This is a genomic window from Actinocorallia populi (genome assembly GCF_002995495.1).
GTDB classification, from domain to species: Bacteria; Actinomycetota; Actinomycetes; order Streptosporangiales; family Streptosporangiaceae; genus Actinocorallia; species Actinocorallia populi.
The window spans coordinates 102,435-123,217 of record NZ_PVZV01000007.1 but is presented as its reverse complement, the minus strand read 5'-3'; the positions used below and the strand labels follow the sequence as shown (position 1 = coordinate 123,217).

Annotated in this window: 24 protein-coding genes; 18 read left to right on the top strand and 6 right to left on the bottom strand. The window is 69.4% G+C overall.

From position 1 onward, the window contains the following. The first annotated feature begins 30 nt into the window (after positions 1 to 30). The 4 genes from C2865_RS27350 (at position 31) to C2865_RS27335 (ending at position 4,093) form a co-directional block, all read left to right on the top strand. Complete coding sequence (locus C2865_RS27350; RefSeq protein ID WP_106401467.1) at positions 31 to 936, top strand: flavin reductase family protein; 906 nt, start codon at positions 31 to 33, stop codon at positions 934 to 936. A gap of 102 nt (positions 937 to 1,038) precedes the next feature. Next, entirely contained in the window at positions 1,039 to 1,965 is a 927-nt protein-coding gene (locus C2865_RS27345) for a VOC family protein (protein WP_106401466.1), read from the top strand. Positions 1,966 to 1,979: 14 nt separating this feature from the next. After that, positions 1,980 to 2,954, top strand: a complete 975-nt coding sequence (locus C2865_RS27340) for a fumarylacetoacetate hydrolase family protein (RefSeq protein ID WP_106401465.1) — start codon at positions 1,980 to 1,982, stop codon at positions 2,952 to 2,954. A 41-nt stretch (positions 2,955 to 2,995) separates the two neighbouring features. After that, entirely contained in the window at positions 2,996 to 4,093 is a 1,098-nt protein-coding gene (locus tag C2865_RS27335; RefSeq protein ID WP_106401464.1) for an FAD-dependent monooxygenase, read from the top strand. A 68-nt stretch (positions 4,094 to 4,161) separates the two neighbouring features. Here the strand turns inward: C2865_RS27335 and C2865_RS27330 are convergent, their stop codons facing one another. Continuing rightward, positions 4,162 to 4,791 carry a TetR/AcrR family transcriptional regulator gene (locus C2865_RS27330; protein ID WP_106401463.1) on the bottom strand — a complete coding sequence of 210 codons (630 nt, stop codon included), beginning with the start codon at positions 4,789 to 4,791 and terminating at the stop codon, positions 4,162 to 4,164. Between the two features lie 136 nt (positions 4,792 to 4,927). Between C2865_RS27330 and C2865_RS27325 the strand changes: the two genes are divergently transcribed. From C2865_RS27325 to C2865_RS27315, 3 genes are all read left to right on the top strand, one after another. Next, a complete protein-coding gene (locus C2865_RS27325) occupies positions 4,928 to 5,761 on the top strand; it encodes a TauD/TfdA dioxygenase family protein (RefSeq protein WP_106401462.1) in 834 nt (277 codons plus the stop codon). Then, a complete protein-coding gene (locus tag C2865_RS27320) occupies positions 5,761 to 6,333 on the top strand; it encodes a nuclear transport factor 2 family protein (protein ID WP_106401461.1) in 573 nt (190 codons plus the stop codon). The genes C2865_RS27325 and C2865_RS27320 overlap by 1 nt, the downstream gene beginning before the upstream one ends. Before the next feature lie 79 nt (positions 6,334 to 6,412). Next, entirely contained in the window at positions 6,413 to 6,856 is a 444-nt protein-coding gene (locus C2865_RS27315; RefSeq protein ID WP_106401460.1) for a TIGR03618 family F420-dependent PPOX class oxidoreductase, read from the top strand. Positions 6,857 to 6,967: 111 nt separating this feature from the next. On the opposite strand, the gene C2865_RS27310 is transcribed toward C2865_RS27315, so the two are convergent. Beyond that, positions 6,968 to 7,852 carry an AraC family transcriptional regulator gene (locus C2865_RS27310; RefSeq protein ID WP_106401459.1) on the bottom strand — a complete coding sequence of 295 codons (885 nt, stop codon included), beginning with the start codon at positions 7,850 to 7,852 and terminating at the stop codon, positions 6,968 to 6,970. 87 nt (positions 7,853 to 7,939) lie between these two features. On the opposite strand from C2865_RS27310, the gene C2865_RS27305 reads away from it, so the two are divergent. The 4 genes from C2865_RS27305 (at position 7,940) to C2865_RS27285 (ending at position 10,632) form a co-directional block, all read left to right on the top strand. Next, on the top strand, positions 7,940 to 8,950 hold the full coding sequence (locus C2865_RS27305; RefSeq protein WP_106401458.1) for an aldo/keto reductase: 1,011 nt from the start codon (positions 7,940 to 7,942) through the stop codon (positions 8,948 to 8,950). Between the two features lie 673 nt (positions 8,951 to 9,623). Next, entirely contained in the window at positions 9,624 to 9,950 is a 327-nt protein-coding gene (locus C2865_RS27295; protein WP_106401456.1) for a PadR family transcriptional regulator, read from the top strand. 27 nt (positions 9,951 to 9,977) lie between these two features. Continuing rightward, positions 9,978 to 10,304, top strand: coding sequence for a DUF1048 domain-containing protein (locus tag C2865_RS27290; protein WP_332873394.1), 327 nt, complete (start codon positions 9,978 to 9,980; stop codon positions 10,302 to 10,304). Between the two features lies 1 nt (position 10,305). Continuing rightward, the gene (locus C2865_RS27285; RefSeq protein ID WP_106401455.1) at positions 10,306 to 10,632 is read left to right on the top strand and encodes a DUF1048 domain-containing protein; all 327 of its coding nucleotides are present in this window, start codon (positions 10,306 to 10,308) and stop codon (positions 10,630 to 10,632) included. A gap of 85 nt (positions 10,633 to 10,717) precedes the next feature. Here the strand turns inward: C2865_RS27285 and C2865_RS27280 are convergent, their stop codons facing one another. After that, positions 10,718 to 11,284 (bottom strand): TetR/AcrR family transcriptional regulator, encoded by a 567-nt coding sequence (locus C2865_RS27280; protein WP_198653639.1) that lies wholly within the window; start codon positions 11,282 to 11,284, stop codon positions 10,718 to 10,720. Positions 11,285 to 11,380: 96 nt separating this feature from the next. Here C2865_RS27280 and C2865_RS27275 point away from each other — a divergent pair, with 96 nt between their 5' ends. The 3 genes from C2865_RS27275 (at position 11,381) to C2865_RS27265 (ending at position 13,184) form a co-directional block, all read left to right on the top strand. Then, entirely contained in the window at positions 11,381 to 11,665 is a 285-nt protein-coding gene (locus tag C2865_RS27275; protein WP_106401453.1) for an antibiotic biosynthesis monooxygenase family protein, read from the top strand. A 10-nt stretch (positions 11,666 to 11,675) separates the two neighbouring features. Further along, a complete protein-coding gene (locus tag C2865_RS27270) occupies positions 11,676 to 12,287 on the top strand; it encodes a DUF2867 domain-containing protein (protein WP_106401452.1) in 612 nt (203 codons plus the stop codon). Positions 12,288 to 12,569: 282 nt separating this feature from the next. Further along, the gene (locus C2865_RS27265) at positions 12,570 to 13,184 is read left to right on the top strand and encodes a hypothetical protein (protein ID WP_106401451.1); all 615 of its coding nucleotides are present in this window, start codon (positions 12,570 to 12,572) and stop codon (positions 13,182 to 13,184) included. A 104-nt stretch (positions 13,185 to 13,288) separates the two neighbouring features. On the opposite strand, the gene C2865_RS27260 is transcribed toward C2865_RS27265, so the two are convergent. Continuing rightward, positions 13,289 to 14,482 (bottom strand): MFS transporter, encoded by a 1,194-nt coding sequence (locus C2865_RS27260; protein ID WP_106401841.1) that lies wholly within the window; start codon positions 14,480 to 14,482, stop codon positions 13,289 to 13,291. Between the two features lie 90 nt (positions 14,483 to 14,572). On the opposite strand from C2865_RS27260, the gene C2865_RS27255 reads away from it, so the two are divergent. Further along, positions 14,573 to 15,052 (top strand): RrF2 family transcriptional regulator, encoded by a 480-nt coding sequence (locus C2865_RS27255; protein ID WP_106401450.1) that lies wholly within the window; start codon positions 14,573 to 14,575, stop codon positions 15,050 to 15,052. A 795-nt stretch (positions 15,053 to 15,847) separates the two neighbouring features. Here the strand turns inward: C2865_RS27255 and C2865_RS27245 are convergent. Continuing rightward, on the bottom strand, positions 15,848 to 17,044 hold the full coding sequence (locus C2865_RS27245) for an MFS transporter (RefSeq protein ID WP_232835835.1): 1,197 nt from the start codon (positions 17,042 to 17,044) through the stop codon (positions 15,848 to 15,850). 102 nt (positions 17,045 to 17,146) lie between these two features. Here C2865_RS27245 and C2865_RS27240 point away from each other — a divergent pair, with 102 nt between their 5' ends. The 3 genes from C2865_RS27240 (at position 17,147) to C2865_RS27230 (ending at position 19,452) form a co-directional block, all read left to right on the top strand. Further along, positions 17,147 to 17,764, top strand: coding sequence for a TetR/AcrR family transcriptional regulator (locus C2865_RS27240; RefSeq protein WP_106401448.1), 618 nt, complete (start codon positions 17,147 to 17,149; stop codon positions 17,762 to 17,764). A 298-nt stretch (positions 17,765 to 18,062) separates the two neighbouring features. Next, positions 18,063 to 19,040, top strand: a complete 978-nt coding sequence (locus tag C2865_RS27235; protein ID WP_157963929.1) for a serine/threonine-protein kinase — start codon at positions 18,063 to 18,065, stop codon at positions 19,038 to 19,040. 205 nt (positions 19,041 to 19,245) lie between these two features. Then, a complete protein-coding gene (locus C2865_RS27230; RefSeq protein ID WP_106401446.1) occupies positions 19,246 to 19,452 on the top strand; it encodes a hypothetical protein in 207 nt (68 codons plus the stop codon). A gap of 278 nt (positions 19,453 to 19,730) precedes the next feature. On the opposite strand, the gene C2865_RS27225 is transcribed toward C2865_RS27230, so the two are convergent. Then, a complete protein-coding gene (locus C2865_RS27225) occupies positions 19,731 to 20,609 on the bottom strand; it encodes a MerR family transcriptional regulator (protein WP_106401445.1) in 879 nt (292 codons plus the stop codon). Between the last annotated feature and the right edge of the window lie 174 nt (positions 20,610 to 20,783).

Sequence of the window (20,783 nt, the reverse complement as noted above, 5' to 3'; positions counted from 1 at the left end):
AGACCGGGCGGCCCAGGGGGGTCGCTCGTCGTGGCGGACAAGACCTTCCTCAGCCCTTCCCTCGTCGCCGTCGGCCTGCGGGACCCGGACGGGCGGCCGCTGCCGCGATGGGCGGCCGGCAGCCATGTGAACCTGGTGCTCGCCGAAGGGCTCGTCCGCCCCTACTCCCTGTGCGGGCGCACTGAGGACCGCGGCCGCTGGCTGGTCCTCGTGCGCAGGCACGGCGCCTCCAGGGGAGGGTCGGACCACGTCCACGACCGGCTGCGGGCCGGCGACCGGATCGGATACCTGGGAGTCCTCCCGGGCCTCACGCTGGCCGGGGCCGGCAGGTACACGTTCGTCGCGGGCGGCGCGGGAGTCGCGCCGCTGATCCCCTTGGCACGCCTGGCCGACGCGGCCCGCCGGCCCTGGTCGCTGGCCCTTTTCGGGCACGACGCCCGGCAGGTCGCCGACTGGCGGGAGCTGGCGGACCTCAGGCACGCCGTCACGGTCGCGCGGGAACGCGAGGACATCGCATCCGTCCTGCACGATGTGCGGGACGGATGCGCGGTGTACACGTGCGGTCCTGAACCGTTCGTCGCCGCGATCGATCGCGTGCTCGCCGACCGGCCCGGTGTCCGCCTGTTCCGGGAGAGTTTCGAGCCCCCTGCCGGAGCGGGCGGCGACTCCCCGGCGGTGGATCTGGTCCTGGCGCGCTCGAAGTTGTCGTTCTCGGTCCCGGCAGGCACGTCACTGAACGAGGGGCTCCGCGCCATGGGAGTCGAGGTGCCCGTCTCCTGCGGAGCGGGCTTCTGCGGAGCGTGCGCGGTCAGGGTCCTTCGCGGTGTTCCCGACCATCGTGACGGCCTGCTCGACACCGGGCAGCGCGCTGCGAACAACGTGATCCTGACCTGCGTGTCGCGCTCGCGAACCCCCGAACTCGTTCTCGACCTCTAGGCCTCCCGGGTCGGCGTAATAGCACATATCTGTGACATTGATTTCCGGAAATGCACTCTGCGTGTCTAGATTTCGCAGACACTCAGCAGAAGGAGTTCTCTCATGACGGAGATCGCAAAACTCGGATATGTCGGAGTCGAATCACCGGACCACGCCGAATGGCGCACCTGGGCGCCGGAGACCTTCGCGTGCATGCTCGGTCCGGACGGCGACGACGGCGCCGTCCGCGTCAAAATCGACGACGCCGACTACCGCCTGTCCATCCACCCCGGCCCGGAGCACAGACTCGCCTACGTGGGGTGGGAGGTGCTCAACCACCGCGACCTCGACTCCCTGACCGACCGGCTGGAGAAGGCCGGCGCCGCCCCGCGGCGGGCCGGCCGGGAACTCTGCGAAGCGCGCGGCGTCCAGGAACTGGTGACGTTCACCGACCTGTACGGCCAGCCGTACGAGGCGTTCTGCTACCAGTCCAGCGGCTACCGCGACTGGGACCCGCCCCGCCCCCACCAGGGCTTCGTCACCGGAGACCAGGGCCTGGGCCACGTGGTGTTCGTCGTGCCCGACGCCAAGGAGGCCTCGGAGTGGCACACCGAGGTCCTGGGCTTCCAGACCACCGACATCATCCGCCTGAACCCGCCGCTGGGCGACATGTGGTTCCTGCGCTCCAACCCCCGCCACCACAGCATCGCCTTCCTGCAGATGGAGGACATGCTCGGCCTCCACCACGTCTACCTGGAGTGCAACTCCCTCGACGACGTCGGCTACGCCTACTACGACGTCCTGGGCGGCGACCAGAACCCCGACCTGCAGATGAGGCTCGGCCGCCACATCGGCGACCAGACCGTCTCCTTCTACATCCGCAACCCCTCCGGGTTCTTCATCGAGTACGGCTGGGACGGCCTGCCCATCCCCGAGGGCGAGGCGCACTCCCCGCGGTTCATCGACGTCCGCAAGGGCAAGCGGCCCGAGATGTGGGGGCACCACTTCGTCATGCAGCCCAACGAGACCGTCCGCCCCTACAAGCGCTGAGGAAGGAGAACCGGGTGAGCGACACTCCCGCCACCACGCGGCGCTTCGCGCTCGGCACCTTCACCCGCTCCTCCGGCGGCCCCTTCGCCGGCCTCGTGGTGGACGACCGGGTCCTGCCCCTTTCGGACGTCGGACTCATGGACGGTCCCGTCACAGTACGCGGCATCCTGGAGCAGTGGCAGGAGAACCTCCCGCGGCTCGAAGAGCTGGCCCAGAGCACCCGTGACACCGACGGGTTCGACCTGAGGGACCTGCGCGTCCTCCCGCCGGTCGCCCCGCGCCACATCATCCAGGCGGGCGCGAACTACCGCGCCCACCTGCTGGAGATGGCCACCGCCCAGGCGCGGGCCGCGGGCGGCGACGACGCCGCGGCGCGGGCGGCAGCGGAGCAGCAGCTCAAGGCCTTCAGCGAAGGCAGGCCCTTCCTGTTCATCGGCCTGCCGTCGGCGATGTGCGGAGCCCACGACGACATCCTCCTTCCCGAGGGCGCCACCCAGCCCGACTGGGAGGCCGAACTCGCCGTCGTCATCGGGCGCCCCGCCCGGCACGTGACGCCCGAGCAGGCCTTGGAGCACGTCGCCGGATACACGGTGTGCAACGACATCAGCGCACGGGACTGGCAGTTCCCTCCCGAGCACCGGGCCCTCGGAGGGGACTGGCTGCGCGCCAAGAACCAGCCGACGTTCCTGCCCACCGGCCCGTTCATCGTCCCCGCGCGGTTCGTGCCCGACCCGTCCCGCCTGCACCTGACCCTGAAGCTCAACGGGCAGACCATGCAGGACGAGACCGCCGACGACATGATCTTCGACGTGGCCCGCCTGGTCGCCGAGGCGTCGGCCTCCGTACGGCTGCTGCCCGGCGACCTCGTCCTCACCGGAAGCCCCAAGGGCAACGGCGGCCACTGGAAGCGCTTCCTTCGGCCCGGAGACGTCCTGGAAGCCGCGATCGACGGCATCGGCGCCCAGCACAACCGCTGCGTCCCCGCCTGACCTACCGCCCATCCCCCCAGACCACCCCACAGCGAGGCATCATGAAGGTTCTCATCGTCGGCGGCGGCATCGCCGGGACCAGCCTGGCGATCCTGCTCGCACGCGCGGGCGTCGACGTCGAGCTGGCCGAACTCAAACCCACCTGGACCGCCCTGGGCTCCGGCATCACCCTGCAGGGCAACGCCCTGCGCGTCCTGCGCGACCTCGGCGTCTGGCCGCGGGTCGAAGCCGAGGGGTACGCCTTCGACTCCGTCGGCATCCAGACCCCCACCGGAGAGCTGCTCTTCGAAAGCCAGGACATCAAGTCCGGCGGACCGGACCTTCCCGCGTCCCTGGGCATGTACCGGCCCGCCCTGTGCTCCGTCCTCGTCGAAGCGGCGGAGAACGCCGGCGCCGAGCTCATGCTCGGCCGCACCGTGACCTCCGTCGACCCCGTCGCCTTCGACGACGGCACCACCGGTGAGTACGACCTCGTCATCGGCGCCGACGGCATCCGCTCCTCCGTCCGCGAAATGATCGGCATCGACACCCGGCCGCAGCCGGTCGGCATGGGCGCGTGGCGCGCCCACGTCCCGCGCCCCGCCCGGGTCCGGCGCACCGAGCTCATGTACGGAGGCCCGTGCTACATCGCCGGGTACTGCCCCACCGGCGAGGACTCCATCTACGCCTACCTCGTCGACAAGGTCACCGACCAGGCCGTCATCCCCCGTGAACGCCTCGCCGCGATGATGCGCGAACTCGCCCGGCCCTACGGCGGCGCCTGGGAGGAGATCAAGCCGACCATCACCGACGACGCGCCGATCAACTACACCCACTTCGAGTGGCTCCTGGTCGACGGACCCTGGAACCGCGGCAACGTCCTCCTGCTCGGGGACGCCCTCCACGCCTGCCCGCCCACCCTCGCCCAGGGCGCCGCCCAGTGCCTGGAAGACGCCTCCGTCCTGGCCGAACTGCTCCTGGAGAGCGGAACCGCCGACCAGAAGCTGTTCGACGAGTTCCGAGACCGCCGCATCGACCGCATCCGCACCGTCGTGGACACCTCACTCCAGATCGCCAGGTGGCAGATGGAACCCGGTCCCGACGCCGACGTCCCCGGTGCCATGGCCCGCGTCGCCGCCATGATGACCGCCCTTCCCTGAAACCCGGCGGCGATGGCGAGGGGAGCCTCCTCTCTCGCCATCGCCGCAGGCCTGTCCGGGCTCCTGGATCAAGACTTGAGATCTCCTCCGGGCAGGGCCTGTCGTTCGGTTCGCGGCTCGACCTGGTCGAGGAAGCGCTCCACGAGGGCGACGGTCTCGGCGTGGCCGGTGAAGGTGCCGAACGACTCCTCCAGGTGCATCATTCGCGGGATGCAGGACATGAGGAAGAGCAGGGCGGCGGGCGGCAGGTCGTCCTGCGAGAGCCCGTAGCGGCTCCAGGCCCGGGTGAGGGCCTCCGATTGCGCCCGCCGGACGCGTTCGCCGCCCTCGCCGATGACGGGTCCCAGCTCCTTGCGGTGGTTGGCCAGCGCCATGAACTCCATGAGGAGCGCGGTGCCGGTCCTGTCGCCGGCGTAGTCCCATATGGCTCTGAGGGGCTGCTCGGCCTCCGGCAGCCGGGCCATCCGCTCGACGATCCTGTCGGTGCCGGCGCGCAGCACGGCGACGAACAACTCCCCGATGGCGGGGAAGTAGTACTGGACCAGCCCGGGTGTCACCCCCGCCTCCGTGGCGACGCTGCGATAGGTGATCGCCGCGTAACCCTGTTCCAGCATGATCCGCTCGGTGCTGCGCAGGATCACCGCCCGGGTCCTGGAACCCGCGGATCCGGCGCGGCGCCGCGGTCGGGGCGAGGTCATCCCGGGTGCCTCCCTGTCTGTCGTCCAGGCCGCTGGTCCGTACTTCAGCATATCGCCGTCTACAAGGAAGAGAACTTGACTCTCGCCATTTAGATGCGGTGTTCTTGTACACAACACCAACATCTGAGGAGGCGAGATGGCCGTCACCTTCACCCCGCTCGAACCGTTCGGCCTCGAGGTCACCGGCGCGTCCGGCGGGCAGCTGGTCGATCCCCGGGCCGCCGAAAAGGTCCGGGCGGCGCTGGACGAGCACGGCGTCGTGGTCTACCGCGGGCTCGACATCAGCGACGAGGACCTGGTGGCGCTCAGCCGCCTGCTGGGCGAGGTGGTCTCGGCCAGGACCGGCGAGCACCGCCTGCCGGAGATCGCCACGATCACCCTGGACCCGGCCAAGACCAACACCGTGCTGGCCCGCTACCGGAAGGGCAACTTCCTGTGGCACATCGACGGCGCCACCGACGAGCTCCCGCAGAAGGCCACCCTGCTCACCGCCCGCGAAGTGGACCCCGCCGGCGGTGACACCGAGTTCGTCAACACCTACCTGGCCTACCAGGAGCTGCCCGAGGCCGAGAAGGCCGAGCTGGAGGCTCTGCGCGTGGTGCACAGCTTCGCCAACGCCCAGGCGCGGGCCGTCCCCGATGCCTCGGAGCGGGAGCGCGCCGCCTGGGAGAAGGTGCCCGCCAAGATCCACCCGCTGGTGTGGACCCGCCGCACCGGCCGCAAGTCGCTGCTGCTGGGCGCCACCGCGGGCGATGTGGTCGGGATGGACTCCGAGCAGGGGCGGGCGCTGCTCGAAGGCCTGCTGGAACGGGCGACCCGTCCCGAGCGGGTGCTGCGCCACCGCTGGCAGCCGGGCGACCTGGTGATCTGGGACAACACCGGGATGCTGCACCGCGCCACCCCCTTCGAACCCACCTCCCTGCGCCTGATGCACCGCACCACCCTGGCCGGTGAAGAGATGGTCGCCTGATGGCCGCCGACCACGACCTGCAGGAGCTGCGGCAGGATGTGCGCCATCTGAAGGACCGCACCGAGATCCTCGACTGCATCACCCGCCACGCGCGCGGCTGCGACCGCCACGACGTCGGCCTGATCACCGGCGCCTACCACCCCGACGCCACCGACGAGCACGGCCTGGCGACCAACACCGGCACCGATTACGCCGCCTGGGCCAACGCCGCACACGAGGCCACCTCCCAGGTCCACACCCACAACATCACCACCCACGCCTGCGAGATCGACGGCGATGTCGCGCACTGCGACAGCTACGCCATCGTCGTCCTGCTGAGCAAGAACGGACGCACCGCGCAGTTCATCAGCGGCCGCTACCTCGACCGCCTGGAGCGGCGCGACGGCCAGTGGCGCATCGCCGTGCGGCGCTCGACCGTCGAGGTCATGTTCACCGCCGACGCCTCCGTCCTGCAGTCCTCCTTCTTCCTCGAGCAGGGCTACCTCCAAGGCACTCGAGACAAGGAGGACCTCTCCTACCTCCGCCCGCTCCTGCAGGAGACCCCGGCCCCCGCACGCTGGTCCTCCGCGTGACCCGCCTCAACGAAAGGAACCCCATGGCGAACCGTCCCGTCCTCCTCCGGCCCACCGGAGCCCTCCCAAGGAGGTCGTCATGAAGCCTCCCGCGCAGGCCGATCTGTGGAAGATCGTGGCGGCCCGCCGCGAAGGGATCCTGGCGACGGTCGGCCAGGACGGGACGCCCCAGCTGTCGAACGTGTACTACGTCGCCGACCCCGAGGCCCGAACCATCCGCGTCTCCACGACCACCCGGCGCGTCAAGGGCCGCAACCTGCTACGCGACCCCCGCGCGGTCCTGCACGTGCCCGGCGAGGACTTCTTCAACTTCGCCGTCGCCCAAGGGACGGCCACCACCGCCATCGCGACCACCCCCGGCGATGCAGCGATCGACGAACTCCACGCGGTGCACTCCGCCCTCGAAGCGGGGGAGGAGCGGCCCGCCTTCGACCGCAAGATGATCGAACACGGCCGGATGGTCGTGCGGATCTCCGTGACGAGGCTCTACGGCCAGGTCTTCCACAGCCGACGACCATCCTGAACCACCGTCAGGGCAGCGGGCCGAGGGGTCCCCGTAGCGAACGGCGAAAATCCAGAAGATGAACGCCTGGGCGCGCTGATGAGGGGAAGGGGACGGCTCTCGGGGCGAGGTTCACAGTCGGGTGGTGGTGCGGGTGGGTCGGGTGCGCAGGCGGGTTGCGTCCTGTCCGGGTGGGAGGCCGTAGGTGCTGCGGTATTCGCGGTTGAACTGGGTGGGGCTGGTGTATCCGACTGCTCGGGCGATCTGGGTGACGGTGGCGTCGCCGACGGCCAGGCGGCGTCGGGCTTCCTGGAGCCGTAGGTGTTTCTGGTATTTGAGCGGGCTCATGCCCGTTGCCGCTTTGAAGTGGCGGTACAGGCTGGCGGGGCTCATCTGCGCAACGGCGGCGATCGCGTCGATGCTGAGCGGCTCGTTGTAGTGCTCGCAGATCCATCGCGTGACCTGCCGCACCCGGCTCGTGGTCGAGTCGGCCAGCGTCCCCTGACGCAGGATGGCGCCGAAAGGGCCGCGCAGCAGCCGGTAGAGGATCTCGCTCTCGATCCGGGGTGCGAGGGGACCGATGTCCTCAGGGGTGTCGAGGAGTTCGACCCAGCGGGTGGCCGCGTCGAGGAGTTCCGGTGGCATCGGCGCTTTGACCTGCCCTGCCGCGGGCGACGGAACGGCCGGGCCGGTCTCGTCCAGTTCGACGAGCAGGTCGGCGAGCGCCTGGCCGTCGAGGTGCATCACGGCCGACCGGTAGGGCAGTTCCTCCAGGTCGACGGCGACGGGCAGGTCGATCGTGGTGAGGAGCATCTCGCCGGCGTGGGCGACCTCGCTGAGATCTCCTGCGGTGGTGCGTTTCGCGCCGCCGGCGACGAAGCAGATCATCGGCTCGTACAGATGGCCGGTGGACTCGACGGGTTCGTCGACCGCGATCAGGGACAGCCGCGGGATGGCGGTGTCCGAACCCGGTCCCGCACAGTGCCGGTCGATGGCCGCAGCGAGACGATTCAGCATGGCGTGCTTCTTCCCTGAGAGGATCAGGCAATCCTATGCGGCCATTGCCCCATGACCCCCGGGTCGCACGTGCCTAACGTTGAGAGCATGGAACAACACACCACGAACCTTCCTCGCCGTACTCTGGGCGGTCAGGGCCTGCAGGCCGGGGCGATCGGCCTGGGCACCATGGGCATGACCATCGGCTACGGGGCGCCGGACGAGCAGAGCAGCATCGCCACGATCCGCCGCGCCCATGAACTCGGCGTCACCCTCTTCGACACCGCCGAGCTGTACGGCCTGGGCATCGGCATCAACGAGCAGCTCCTCGGCCGCGCCGTCAAGGGCTTCCGCGACGACATCCTGCTCGCCACCAAGTTCGGCTACGACTTCAGCGACCCGTCCAAGATCTCCATCGCCCTCGACAGCCGCCCCGCCAACATCCGCAAGGTCACCGATGACAGCCTCCGCCATCTCGGCACCGATCACATCGATGTGCTCTACCAGCACCGCGTGGACCCGAACGTCCCCATCGAGGACGTGGCCGGCACGGTCGCAGAGCTGATCGCCGCAGGCAAGGTGCGCTACTTCGGGCTGAGCGAAGCCGGCCCCGACACCATCCGGCGCGCCCACGCGGTTCACCCCGTCTCGGTGCTGCAGACCGAGTACTCGGTGTTCGAGCGGTCCGTGGAGGCCGATGTCCTGCCGGTGGTCCGGGAACTGGGCATCGGCTTCGTGCCCTACTCGCCGCTGGGCCGCGGCTTCCTCACCGACGCCGTCAAACCGGCCGCCGAGTACCCCGCCGACGACATGCGCGGCCGGGACGACCGCTGGCAGCCCGGAAACTACGAGAAGAACCTGGCTGCCGTCCGCGAGCTGACAGCCCTGGCAGAGGGCAAGAGCATCACCGTCACCCAGCTGGCCCTGGCCTGGCTGCTCGCCCAGGGCGACGACATCGTGCCCATCCCCGGCACCCGCAGCCCGCAACGCCTGGAGCAGAACGTCGCCGCCGCGCAGATCACCCTCACCCCCCAGGACCTCAACCGCATCCAGGAGATCCTGCCGCACGGAGCAGCCGGCTCCCGCTACCCCGACGCCATGATGCCCACCTGGCACTGACCAGCGCACGAGTTCCCTCCCGCACCCCAGCACCGACAGACGCCGCACCGAGCTTTGAGTTCAGGGATCGAGCAGGAAGGTCGTGCCGGCCTCGATGAAGCCGATGTTCTCGCGGTTGCCGGGGCGATGAACGACAGCAGCTCGTCGGGCACCTCGCGGCCTTGGGCGCAGAGTTCCCTTGATGCCCGTCGCGTAGTACCCGATCGTCCAGGCGGACCGTGCCGACGTCATCCGGCGCGGCGCTCTCCAGGGTCTCCTCGAGATCTTCCAGCGCCTGGCGGAGCCCCTCCTTGACCCGGCCGATCGCCTCGGCAGCCACGACGGGCTTGCGGACCAGCCGGCAGAACTCCGCGCGCTTGCCCTCCCACTGCTCAGGGGTGAACAGGTAGGTGCCGGGGTCGGCGTACCGGGCGGGCACGAACGACGCCGGTGCTCCAGCCGGGACCCTGCGGCCCCCGGTCCGGTTCGGCTCCTTCCCTTCTTGACCCGCTCAGCCAGGGCCGCATCCGTCCTGGCCTTGGCGTGTGACTCGCGTGCCGACAGCGCCTGGCCGAATCGCTACGGGGACCCCCGGAGGGCCGGGGCGGTGATGGCCGGGCGTTGCTTCACTACTCGGTGGCACCGTATAGTGGTACCCGGTATCACAAGGTACCCGGAGATCGAAGAGGCCCGGTTGGACGACCTGACGGAGATGTTGAAGGGCACGCTCGAAGGCTGCGTGCTGGAGATCATCGATGGCGAGGAGACCTACGGGTACGCCATCACGCGTCGGCTGAACGAACTCGGCTTCGTCGACGTCGTCGAGGGGACGGTGTACACGATCTTGCTGCGGCTGGAGCGGAACGGGCTCGTCCAGGTGACGAAACGGCCGTCCGAGGTCGGTCCGCCGCGCAAGTTCTACGCGCTCAACAACGCCGGACGCGAGGAACTCGCGAAGTTCTGGGCGAAATGGCAGTACGTCTCATCACGCATCGACAAGCTCAAGGGGGGCGGGAGATGAACTTCTGGGAGACCGTCACAGGCAGCGATCTCACCAGGGAGTGGAAGGCGTTCGAAGCGCGGGCCGAGGGCCCTGCCGGACGACTACCGAGCGGCATGGGAGCAGATCAAGGGCCACCTCTCTCCCTACGGGGACTTCACCGGCCGCAACCTGATGCCGATCTTCGATGCCGCCCTGGGACTGCTGGAAGAGACGGCGGCGGACGGGCAGGGCATCCACGAGGTGCTCGGCGATGACATCGGAGGCTTTTGCACGGCATTGGCCGGCGGCCAAGGGGCTCGAACCTATCGCGACCGGTGGCGCGAGCAGCTGAACAGGAATGTCGCAAGGAAATTGAGCCGACTGGGAGGCTGACGTGGGCATCCAGGACATCATCGAGGGCAAGAAGCAGTGGCGGGCGCACATGGCGCGCGTCAAGGCGCTCCCGCCGGACTACCAGATCGTCTACAAGGAGATGCAGAGGTACCTGTTCAAGGTCGGCCCGATCGACCTGCCCGACGGGCCCCTGCTCCCCGGGATCGTCGACTTCTTCGAGGAGGGCGTCGCCGCGGGCAAAGGGGTCTTGGAACTCATCGGCAACGACGTCGCCGCGTTCTGCGACGACCTCATCAAGGACTCTCCCACCTACGCGGAGGCCTACCAGGCATCCGTGACCAGGGAGCTCGGCGCGGCCGAGAAATGACCCCCTGGCCCGGTGCCGCGGCGACCTCGCCGTCGCTGCAGGAACGGCCTCCTTCGCACTTCGTCGCACGGACCCGGGTGCGGGTCTACTCGGCTCGGGTGCGGTCGAGGATCAGGTCGCCGGCACGGTCGAGGACGTCGGCGCGGGTGCGGCCTTCGTGGTCGACGGCCAGGGTCTGGTGGGCGATCGCCGTGCAGAAGGCGATCAGGCTGCGGGCCTCGACCTCGTCGGGGTCGGAGCAGAAGGAGCCGATCATCTCGCGCAGCAGGGCCATCCGGCGGTTGTCCACCCGGCGCAGGCGCTCGGCGACCGCCTCGTCGCGGCGGGCCCAGTCGCGGACCGCGAGGTCGAGGGGGAGCAGGCGGTCTCCGGAGAAGGTGAGCATGCCGGCCAGCTGGATCTTGTCCTTCGGGTCGCCGCCCTCGTGCTCGACGCGGTCGATCACCTCATCGACGCTCTCCCGCTCCCACGTGTCGAGCATCGCCTCCAACAACGCCTCGCGGTTGGCGAAGTACCCGTAGAAACCGCCCTTGGTGACGCCGAGCCTCTTCGCCAGCACCTCGACGCGGACGGCGTCCGGACCGCCGACGGCCAGGACCTTGAGCCCTTCCTCGACCCATTTGTCCAGCGGTGTACGGATCACGCCTGCCATATGTCCCACCTCACTTCTCCGCCATGTATACGCAGCCGTACATATGGGGCTAGCCTCGTTCTATACGTCAGCGTACATATGAGGGGAGACAGCGAGATGTCCGTCGGATTTGTCGCCTTCCACTACCCGCAGCCCAATCACTTCGAGGAGTTCGTCGGCCGTGCGCACCGGGTGCGCGCGTTCCTGGAGGAAAAGCCCGGATGCCGGTCCGCCGAGGTCTGGGCCACCCCCGATGCCGAGGCCGTCGTCACGATCGTGCGGTTCGAGACCGAGGAAGCCCTCCAGGAGGGCATCGCCGCCGCCGCGGACCTCGGCGACGTCATCGCCTACGACGAGCGTGAACGCGCGCCGCGCCAGATCTCCATGCTCCTCTCGAAGTGAGGGGGAGGCCATGACGACGAAGCTCCCCGCCACGGCCCACACCGACCGGCCGTGGCGGATCCACGAGATCGCCCACGACTTCCGGCTGGAGGACGTGTGGGCGTTCGCCGCTCCGGGCTCCGGACCCGACGACTTTCCCGCGATGCTCGCCGCGATCATGGGTTCCGGCCCCGGAGAGGAGGGGCCGTGGCCGATGCGGTTCCTGTTCGCGGTGCGGTGGAAGCTCGGCGCGCTGCTCGGATGGGATACGGACGATGCGGGCATCGCCGCGCGGGTTCCGTCACTCCGCGACCGCGTGCCGGATGACCTGCGGCGGACCGCGAGGGATCCGGGGTCCAGGAGCACTCCGTTCATCCCCCTGTACGAGACCCACGACGAGCGCGCCGGCGAACTGGCGAACAAGACCGTCCACGCGGTCATGCACCTCGGCTGGGCGCCGTCCGCGAACGGTGGGCACGAGCTGCGGATGGCGGTCCTGGTCAAGCCCAACGGCCGGCTCGGACGGCTGTACATGGCTCTCATCGCACCGTTCCGCCACCTGGTCGTCTACCCGGCGCTGACCCGCCAGTGGGAGCAGGCGTGGCGGGACCGCGCGCGCCTGCTCCGCGAGGAGGCCGGCTGACGTTCCCCGGCCGGCTGCTGTTCCGCTCCGGAGTCCACTTCGACACCGCTTGGTGATGCGCCTTGCCCACCGAGGTTTTCCCAGAGACTTCATTTCGGCTCCCTGCACCCTGTGCATGGTCTTGCTAAATGGTGTTTTCCCCGTTCAAAGAAAGTGCGGGACAAGCCTTCGGTGACTGGCCCATTCCCCTTCTCGCGGGCCACCCGGATTCACCCGCGAGGGGGAGCATCCGGGTTCGCATGGGTGATCACAAAGGCGGGACGGGAGAGAAGACTACTGACCATGGTGATCGACAAGTTCGTGCGCATGGTCTTCCACACCGCTCCGGCCGTCAACGACACCGAGCGGCCCGTTCCGCGCTGGGCACTGCGCCTGGCCTACGCGATGCCGTTGCTCCTTTTGCCCTCCTGCCTGTGGCGGCTGCCTTTCGCGTTTCATTTCGAAATGGGGCAGCAGGGTGAGGGCGGCATGCCGAGTCTCTGGGTGAGCATTCCGTATGTGTTCGGATTGAGCGTGGTGTCGGAGCTGATCGCCTTCCTGTGCATCGGGCTGGTGCGCGGCTGGGGTGAGGTCGCGCCCGCCTGGATCCCGTTCGTCGGCGGCAGGCGGGTCCGGCCCCTCGCGGCGGTCGTTCCCGCGGTGCTCGGCGGGCTGATCCTCACCGTGCTGTTCGCTTCCGTGCCGGTCGGCGACGGTCAAACCCTCACCGTGTTCGGTGTGGGGCAGGACGTCTCGTACGAAAACGGCTGGTGGAAGGCACTCGCGATGATCAGCACCGCCCCGCTCCGGGTATGGGGGCCGGTCGTTCTCGTGCTCGCCGTCGCCTACCACCTGCGCCGCCGCCCCGCCAAGACCGGCCGGACCCCCGCGCTTGCGGAACAGTCCGCGGACATGTGACCTTCCGCGACGAGACGGGGCATGACGAGCACCGGACCGGAAGTCACGCTGAGGACAGCGGCCAGGCCGCTTCGGCGTGACTTTCGTCGTCTGAACCGGTCCCTTCAAGGGCTGACGGTACTGCGGAGGCGTGCGACGGGCACGAGCATCAGCAGGCCGAGCCCGCCCAGCACGCCGAAGGCGAGAGTGAAATCACCCGTGGTATCGCGCAGCACACCCGCCATCAGAGGGGCCAGCGCGGCGCAGCCGTAGCCGACGAAGAAAGCCATCGCGCTGATCCGTCCCGCTTCGTCGGCGTCGCGGCCGACCAGGACGGGCAGGGTCAGCACGAGGGTGAACAGCCCGCCGTGTCCCACACCCAGCACCGCGATCCACAGCCACGTCGCCGTGTCCGGCGCGTACGCCAGCCCCAGGAAGCCGGCAGCGGTCAGCGTCGTCATGAGCGCCAGGCCCGCCCGTGTGCTGCGGCGTTCTCCCAGCAGGGCCGGTACGGCCAGCATCGCGACGACCTGGATGGAGATCATCACGGTCATCATGGCCCCGGCGGCCGCCGTGTCGCGCCCGGCGTCATCGTGCAGAAGCGGCGCCACCCAGGCCAGCTCGCAGTAGTACAGGGCGGAGTTGGCGGCCGACAGCATGGTGATGTGCCAGGCCGCGCCGCTGCGCCAGGGCATGCCCTTGGTCGCGGGCCCGGCGGGGGCCGTGACGTCGTCCAGGTTCAGGGGGCCCTTGGCGGCCGACCACAACGCGATGCCCGCCAGGGCGAGCACCGCCCAGGACGCCAGCGCTCCCGGCCAGGAGCCGAGGGCGTCGGCCAACGGCGCGCTCACCCCGGCCGCCACCGCGCCGCCCAGGCCGAGTCCGGCGGTGTAAAGGCCGGTGGCCAGGCCGGCGCGGGCGGCGAAGCGCGCCTTGACCACGGCGGGCAGCAGCGTCTGAGTGACGGCGATCCCTGCTCCGACGACCGCCGCACTGCTCAGCTGCAGCCAGGTGGAGTCGCCGAGCAGACGGGCCGCGGTGGCCAAGGCGATGATCACGAGCCCGGCGAGCACGCCGGACTGCAGCCCGTATCGTCGACCCGCATACGCGCCCAGCGGCGCGCACACTCCCATGGCGAGCGTCGGGACGGCGGTCAACAGCGACACCCCGGTCGCCGACAGATCCAGGTCGGCGCGGATCTGGTCCACCAGCGGCGAGACCGCCGCGATGGCCGGCCGCAGATTCGCCGCCGCGACGAACAACGCCAGGGCCGCCACCCCCAGTGACGTGCGGCCGGTCGGCACTGCTTCGAGTGTCATGGACTCTCCCACCATTGATCTCGGATATTTCTTGTCCGAGTTCCTATCACATCTCGGACATCTCATATCCGAGATGGGTAGGGTGGGTTCATGAAGATGTCCAGCGGAGTGGAGTGGGCGCTGCACGGCTGCGTCACGCTCAGCCAGAGCCGCGAACCGGTGCCGGCGGCGCGACTCGCGGAACTGCACGGCACCCCGCCTGCGCACACGGCCAAGCACCTGCAGGCGCTGTCGCGGGCCGGGATCGTCCGCTCCACCATGGGCCAGGCCGGCGGCTACATCCTCACCAGGCCCCCCGCTCAGATCAGCGCTCTGGAGGTGGTGCGGGCCATCGACGGAACCGAGCCCGCATACCGGTGCTCCGAGATCAGGCAGCGCGGACCGCTCGGCATTCCCGCCGAACGCTGCTCACGGCCATGCGCGATCTCCCGCGCGATGGCCGCCGCCCAAGACGCCTGGTCGGACGCACTCGCCCGCATCTCCATCGCCGACCTGGCCGCCGGCATCGACGCCGACAGCGACGGCACCGCCATGGCCGACGTACGCCGCTGGTTGACCACCGGGAACTGACCGCCGTGAAGCCGCAGGAGACCAATGACTGCGTCGAGCACCGAGCTTGCGCCGGGCGGCAGCCACCGCTGATCGCGTAGCAGGACTGTGTCGGCCACGGCGATGGCCCATCTGCGGCCGCCACACGACGGGGCCGCGGGTTCGGAAGAGGGGCCGGTAGCAACGAAGAAATTTCGGTCCGATATGCCGATGACCTGCGCTTTCACAGGCGGCGCTCGCCGGGAGGTCTTGGCTGGGGCGGCGGCTCACGGCTGGTGTCCGTATCGGTGACAGACCAGGGCGCGTGGCGTTGACCTGCAGCGGAGCGGGGGGTGATCAGGCAGAGCTGGAAGTCTGTTGCGTCTCCGCACCCCAGGCGCATATTCGTCGGAGATTTCTTCGTTACTACCGGAACCCCTGGCTGGACCGTGCCGACCGTGACACGCTCACCGTCCACCCACGCGCGACGCCACCCGCTCCCGCACCGGCGTCTTCGCCACCCGCAGCCCGACCTGACCCGATCGGCCTGCATGAGGTGCACATCCTCACAAGCCAGCACCAGGCCTATGAGCATGAACCCTTGTACGGGGGAGAGGACCGACCAGTTCTCTCGTCCCGGAAGCGAACGTTTCCGGGACGGCGGAGACCAGACGCGTTCGCCCAGATCACACCTTCCCGAAATCCGTCCCACAATCATCGCAAGCCGTCCGACTTTCGGGACGAGTTCCGGGACGCCTGGAAAACGAAGCACGCACAGTAACCGCCATCACGCACCGCTACTTTGCGGCTCGTCGTAGCCGTAGGAGTTCGGGGCCGTTACCGCAGGTTGGCGTTGCCTCGTGCGGTCCACACCGCCAGTGCAGCGACCAGGGCGGCAGCGCCGCCGATCCACAGCACGCCCGGCAGGCCGAACGAGTCGAGGATGACGCCGCCGACCAGCGCGCCGAGGCCGATCGACAGGTTGAACACCGCCACCCACAGCGCGGAGGCCGCCTCCACCGCGCGCGGCGCGGCCTTGATCATCCAGGTCTGCAGTCCGACCGACACCCCGCCGTAGGCCAGGCCCCACACGATCAGCAGCGCGATGCCGCCGGTCGTGCCTCGGCCCAGCAGCACGAACAGCGGCATCGCGACGGCCAGGGCCAGGGTGATCACCTGCACGGTGCGGTACGTCCGGCGGGCCAGAGCCGCACCGGCTGCGAAGTTGCCGACCATGCCCGCGATGCCGAACCCGAACAGCAGAGGCCCGACCAGCCGCGCGTCGATCCCGGACAGCCGCTGCAGGGCCGGGCTGACGAAGGTGTAGGCCACGAAATGACCGGTCACCAGGAGGAAGGTGGCCAGGATGCCGACCCGGACGCCGGGGTTGCGCAGCTGCCGGGCCAGCAGGCGCGGGCTCATCACTTGTGACGCGGCCAGCGGCGGCAGCACGGTCAGTAGTGCGACCAGCGCGACCAGCGCCAGCGCGCTGAGGGTCGTGAACGCGATCCGCCATCCGGTCAGCCCGCCGATCACCGTGCCGATCGGCACGCCGAACACGTTCGCCGCGCCGACTCCGCCGAAGACGATCGCGGTGGCCCGCGGCACATGCGCCTCGTTCACCAGCCGGACCGCCAGGCCGCCGGCGACCGCCCAGAACCCGCCGATCGCCACTCCGACCAGCACCCGGGACGACACCAGCACGGCAAAGTTCGGCGCCAGTGCGGACGCCAGGTTGGCGAGCGTCATCAATCCCATCAGGCCGAGGAGCAGCAGCCGCCGGTCCAGCCCGCCGACCAGTGCCGGGACCACCGGGGCCGCGACCGCCGCGACGAGGCTGGGCACGGTCACCATCAGCCCGGCCGAGCCTTCGGACACCCGCAGCGCCGAGCCCACGTCGGTGAGCAGCCCGATGGGCAATTGTTCGGCGGTGACCAGCAAGAACGTGCCCAGCGCCACGGCCGCCACGGCCGCCCAGCGGCTTGGCTCCGGCTCTTGCCGGACGGCCCGGGTGGTCTGTCCGGTGGTCGTCACGTCTACCTCCACAGGGGATGCCAATTTGGGAGCGATCGCTCCCATATGATGTCGGACCTTAGTATGGGAGCGATCGCTCCACAAGTCGGCTAAGGTAGGCGCATGGCACGACCTCGGCAGTTCGACGAGCAAGAGGCGGTCGCCCGGGCGACCGACCTGTTCTGGCGTCGCGGCTACAACGCCACCTCGGTCCGCGACCTGGGCGCCGAACTCCACCTCACGCCCAGCAGCCTCTACCGGACGTTCGAGGACAAGCACACGCTGTTCCTGCGCGCCCTCGACCACTACCGCGCCACCGAGTCCGCCCAGGCCAGGGAGCGGCTGGCGACCGCCGGTCAGCCGGTTCGCGACGTGCTACGGGACTGGCTGGGGTGGCTGGTGGGCTGCACCGCCGACGCCGAGCCCGGACCAGGCTGCTTGGTGGTGAACACCGCCACCGAACTGGGCACCACGGACACCGAGGTCAGCGCGCGGACCGAGGCGGCCTTCGAGGTCACCCGGTCGGCACTGCGGTCACTGCTGGACGAGGGGCGTCGCACCGGCGAACTGCCCACCGACCTCGATCTCGACGCCGCCGTGGAACTGCTGTTCACCACGGTGCTCGGACTGCGGGTCCGGGAACGCGCCGGACATGATCCACAGCGGCTGGCCACCGCGATCGACTTCGCCATCCACGGGCTGGGCCCCGCGCCGGCGGAGCCGATCCGTTCAGAACGTTGAGTGCGCGCACTCCACCCGACCCGGGGAACATCAGCGACTCCACAGAAGCCGGGGAACATCAGTCAGCGCCGCGGACTGCGGATGGAGGGCGGATACCGGGAGTTGCATTCGGTTTCGAGGTCGTCGGAGCGCCGTTGGCCTTGAGGGAAACCGACTGGCTCCGCCTGGGCGGAGGTTTCCCGTGTTATGGGCGGCTACAGGTTCAAGCCGGAAAAGCCATGATCTTGGGGCATGTTCTAGCCTTGGCCGGATACAGCCCCTCCACCCTCGCGATCATGAGGTCCTCGGCCGCTACCGGTTGCTCGGCCGCATCGGCGAAGGCGGCCAAGGCATCGTCTACCTGGGTGAGAGGGACGACGGGGGCAGGTACGCGGTCAAGCTCATGCGGGGAGCGATCGACGGCTCCTTCCAGCGGGAGGTCGCCGCGGCGCGGAAGGCCGCGCCGATCGTCGAGGTCGGGCCGGACTTCATCGTCACCGAGTACATCGACGGTCCGTCCCTGCGGGAGGTCGTCGAGGGATCCGGGCCGCTGACCGGGCCGTCTCTCTACCGGCTGGCCGTCGGCACCGCGACCGCGTTGGCCGCCATCCACCAGGCCGGCGTCGTCCACCGCGACTTCAAGCCCGGCAACGTCCTGCTCGGCTCCGAGGGTCCCCGCGTCATCGACTTCGGCATCGCACGGCAGTTGGACGCCACCGTCTCAGCGACCAGTTCCGTCCTCGGCACTCCCGGCTACATGGCGCCCGAGCAGGTGTCAGGGCAACGGGTGATGCCTGCTGCGGACGTCGTCGCCTGGGCGTCGACCCTCACGTTCGCCGCCACCGGACAGCCGCCCTTCGGCCAGGACACCCTGCCCGCCATCCTGCATCGCATTCTGAACGCAGCACCCGTTCCCGGCCTTCTCGATCGCCCCCTGCACGAGCTTCTCACCGCCTGCCTGGCTAAGGACCCCGTCCGCCGCCCCGACATGCAGCAGGTCCTGACCCGCCTCCTCGGCCACACGACCATGCCCCTGCCGGACGTCCTGGCCGAGGGCCGCACCATCGCCCTGACCCCGGACACCGCACTCGCCGATGCCCGCACCTACCGCTGGACGACCCTGCGCCTGTCCCCGCTGGCCAGGCCCCGCCGCATCAACCGCCCGGTTCCCGGCCGTTCCGTCCCCGCTCATGACCGCAGACGCACCCGGAACTCCGAAGACCGGAGCGGAATTCGCAGCCACGGACATCAAATTCGTCCTCCTCCTGACTTCCGAACATCTCCCGCAATCCTTTGAGGTCAACATGCTCGTCGAACTAAGACCGGGAGCCGTCGTCCGATCCCCCTTCACCATGACCTACAAGTCCTGGGGCACCGCGGGCACCGTCGCCGCTCCCTACTGAACCCCGGAGAAGGGAAACGTTCAGCGGTTACCGCTCAATCAGCGGGCCGGGCGAGGGCCTCAGCGCGGGCGCGCGCTCACGCAGCTCGGCTGCCTCGGTGTGCAGGGCGCGGACCTCCTCCTGAGCGGTCAGGAGCGCGGCGTCAGCGACGGCCGCCGCCTGCTGGGCGGCGGTCCTCTCGCGTTCCGCGCCAGCCGCGCGCTCGGCCGCTGCGGCGGCGCGGTCTTCGGCGGCCTGGCGGGCTGCGTGAGCGGCTTCAAGCTAGGCGTGGCTGGTGGCCAGTGCGGCTGCGGCCTCGGCGGCTGATGCTGCGGCGTCGCGGGTGGCCTGCTGCGACTCTGCAGTTTTCTGTTCCTGGGATTCTGCAGTTAGTTGTCCCTTGTCTGCATGAGGTGTCCCGTGGGAGGGCTAGGACCTGTTTCGTGGATCTGCTGACAGCGGGCGTGTGGTTGTTCACGCTTGGTGTGTGGGCCGTAGTGATCTGACGAATGAGGAATGGAGCTGCGCTCGACGTCTGACCCGATCGGTCACATGCGGATGAACACAACCGGTTGTCGGGCCACGTCAGTGCCGAGCACAGGCGATCAGCTGTCCGCGGAGTGGGCGTCGGCAAGGGCCTCGTCGAAGAGCCGTCCGGCGAGTTCCACGCAGCGCATCCGGGCAGGAGAGAAGTCGTAAGGCATCTTGGTGATCGCTGTGGCGGTGCTCATCTCTGTGCCCTCCTCCCCTTTCAGGTCGGCGTCGTAGATCTCGAAGATCTTCTCCTCGGCCGCGTCGAGACCAGCTGCCTCGATGGCCTGGTTCAGGGCCATTTGGTGAGCGCATCGCTGTACGGCGAGCTCTTCGACGCGCGGGTCGTCGGGTTCGACGCCGTCGTCGAGGGCGGCCTCGGCCGCCTCAAGACGGTCCTCCTCGGCCCGCAGGTCGGGGTGGGTGGCCAGCACGATGAACGTGCCGGCCTGGATGGCGGCGCCCAGCGGCCCGAAGATCCGTTCTGTGACCAGCAGGGCGTCCAGATCGGAGGGGCGCAACGCACCCGGGGGCAGGGGGCTGAGCCGGTCCGTGACCGGTTCGGAGAGCAGCCCCAGCGGGCTGCCCACCGCCTGCAGGCGCTGGACAGCCGCGCGCCGACGTTTGATGGCGGCCTCCTGCGCCGCCAAGGTTTCCTCCAGCCTGCTCAGGACCGACTCGATATCCAGGGCTTCGTCTCCAGCTTCGTCCCGGGCTTCGCCGAAGGCGGCCCGCATGTCGTCCAGGCTGATACCGGCATCAGCCATCTTGCGGATCCACAGCAGGCGGGTCATGTCGTCATGGCCGTAGCGGCGGCGGCCGTCCCCGCCGCGCTCGGGCTCCGGCAGCAGACCGATCTCGTGGTAGTGGCGGATGGCGCGTGGGGTGATCCCGGCGAACGCAGCGGCATCACCGATCTTGACCTGCCGGGGAGGCGTGAGGGAGGGGTACATCGCAGACAGAGCCTTTCGTGATGTGGTGCCCCGACCCCACCACATGCCGCTACGGCATGTGCAACAACCCCATCCAGGTGCCACCGGAGCCAGGCCCTGGCTGCCGCCGGGACCGATCAAGAACGACGAACCATCCGGGAACGCAGAGTGACCACCGGCGGCCAGATGGCTCCC

What these genes read in the sequence shown, in the direction of transcription:
- C2865_RS27345 (WP_106401466.1), top strand. Translation starts at nt 1,039, where the DNA reads ATGACGGAGATCGCAAAACTCGGATATGTCGGAGTCGAATCACCGGAC.
- C2865_RS27270 (WP_106401452.1), top strand. Translation starts at nt 11,676, where the DNA reads ATGACGACGAAGCTCCCCGCCACGGCCCACACCGACCGGCCGTGGCGG.
- C2865_RS27310 (WP_106401459.1), bottom strand. Translation starts at nt 7,852, where the DNA reads ATGCTGAATCGTCTCGCTGCGGCCATCGACCGGCACTGTGCGGGACCG.
- C2865_RS27335 (WP_106401464.1), top strand. Translation starts at nt 2,996, where the DNA reads ATGAAGGTTCTCATCGTCGGCGGCGGCATCGCCGGGACCAGCCTGGCG.
- C2865_RS27305 (WP_106401458.1), top strand. Translation starts at nt 7,940, where the DNA reads ATGGAACAACACACCACGAACCTTCCTCGCCGTACTCTGGGCGGTCAG.
- C2865_RS27325 (WP_106401462.1), top strand. Translation starts at nt 4,928, where the DNA reads ATGGCCGTCACCTTCACCCCGCTCGAACCGTTCGGCCTCGAGGTCACC.
- C2865_RS27240 (WP_106401448.1), top strand. Translation starts at nt 17,147, where the DNA reads ATGGCACGACCTCGGCAGTTCGACGAGCAAGAGGCGGTCGCCCGGGCG.
- C2865_RS27260 (WP_106401841.1), bottom strand. Translation starts at nt 14,482, where the DNA reads ATGACACTCGAAGCAGTGCCGACCGGCCGCACGTCACTGGGGGTGGCG.
- C2865_RS27280 (WP_198653639.1), bottom strand. Translation starts at nt 11,284, where the DNA reads ATGGCAGGCGTGATCCGTACACCGCTGGACAAATGGGTCGAGGAAGGG.
- C2865_RS27315 (WP_106401460.1), top strand. Translation starts at nt 6,413, where the DNA reads ATGAAGCCTCCCGCGCAGGCCGATCTGTGGAAGATCGTGGCGGCCCGC.
- C2865_RS27255 (WP_106401450.1), top strand. Translation starts at nt 14,573, where the DNA reads ATGAAGATGTCCAGCGGAGTGGAGTGGGCGCTGCACGGCTGCGTCACG.
- C2865_RS27320 (WP_106401461.1), top strand. Translation starts at nt 5,761, where the DNA reads ATGGCCGCCGACCACGACCTGCAGGAGCTGCGGCAGGATGTGCGCCAT.
- C2865_RS27265 (WP_106401451.1), top strand. Translation starts at nt 12,570, where the DNA reads ATGGTGATCGACAAGTTCGTGCGCATGGTCTTCCACACCGCTCCGGCC.
- C2865_RS27275 (WP_106401453.1), top strand. Translation starts at nt 11,381, where the DNA reads ATGTCCGTCGGATTTGTCGCCTTCCACTACCCGCAGCCCAATCACTTC.
- C2865_RS27330 (WP_106401463.1), bottom strand. Translation starts at nt 4,791, where the DNA reads ATGACCTCGCCCCGACCGCGGCGCCGCGCCGGATCCGCGGGTTCCAGG.
- C2865_RS27225 (WP_106401445.1), bottom strand. Translation starts at nt 20,609, where the DNA reads ATGTACCCCTCCCTCACGCCTCCCCGGCAGGTCAAGATCGGTGATGCC.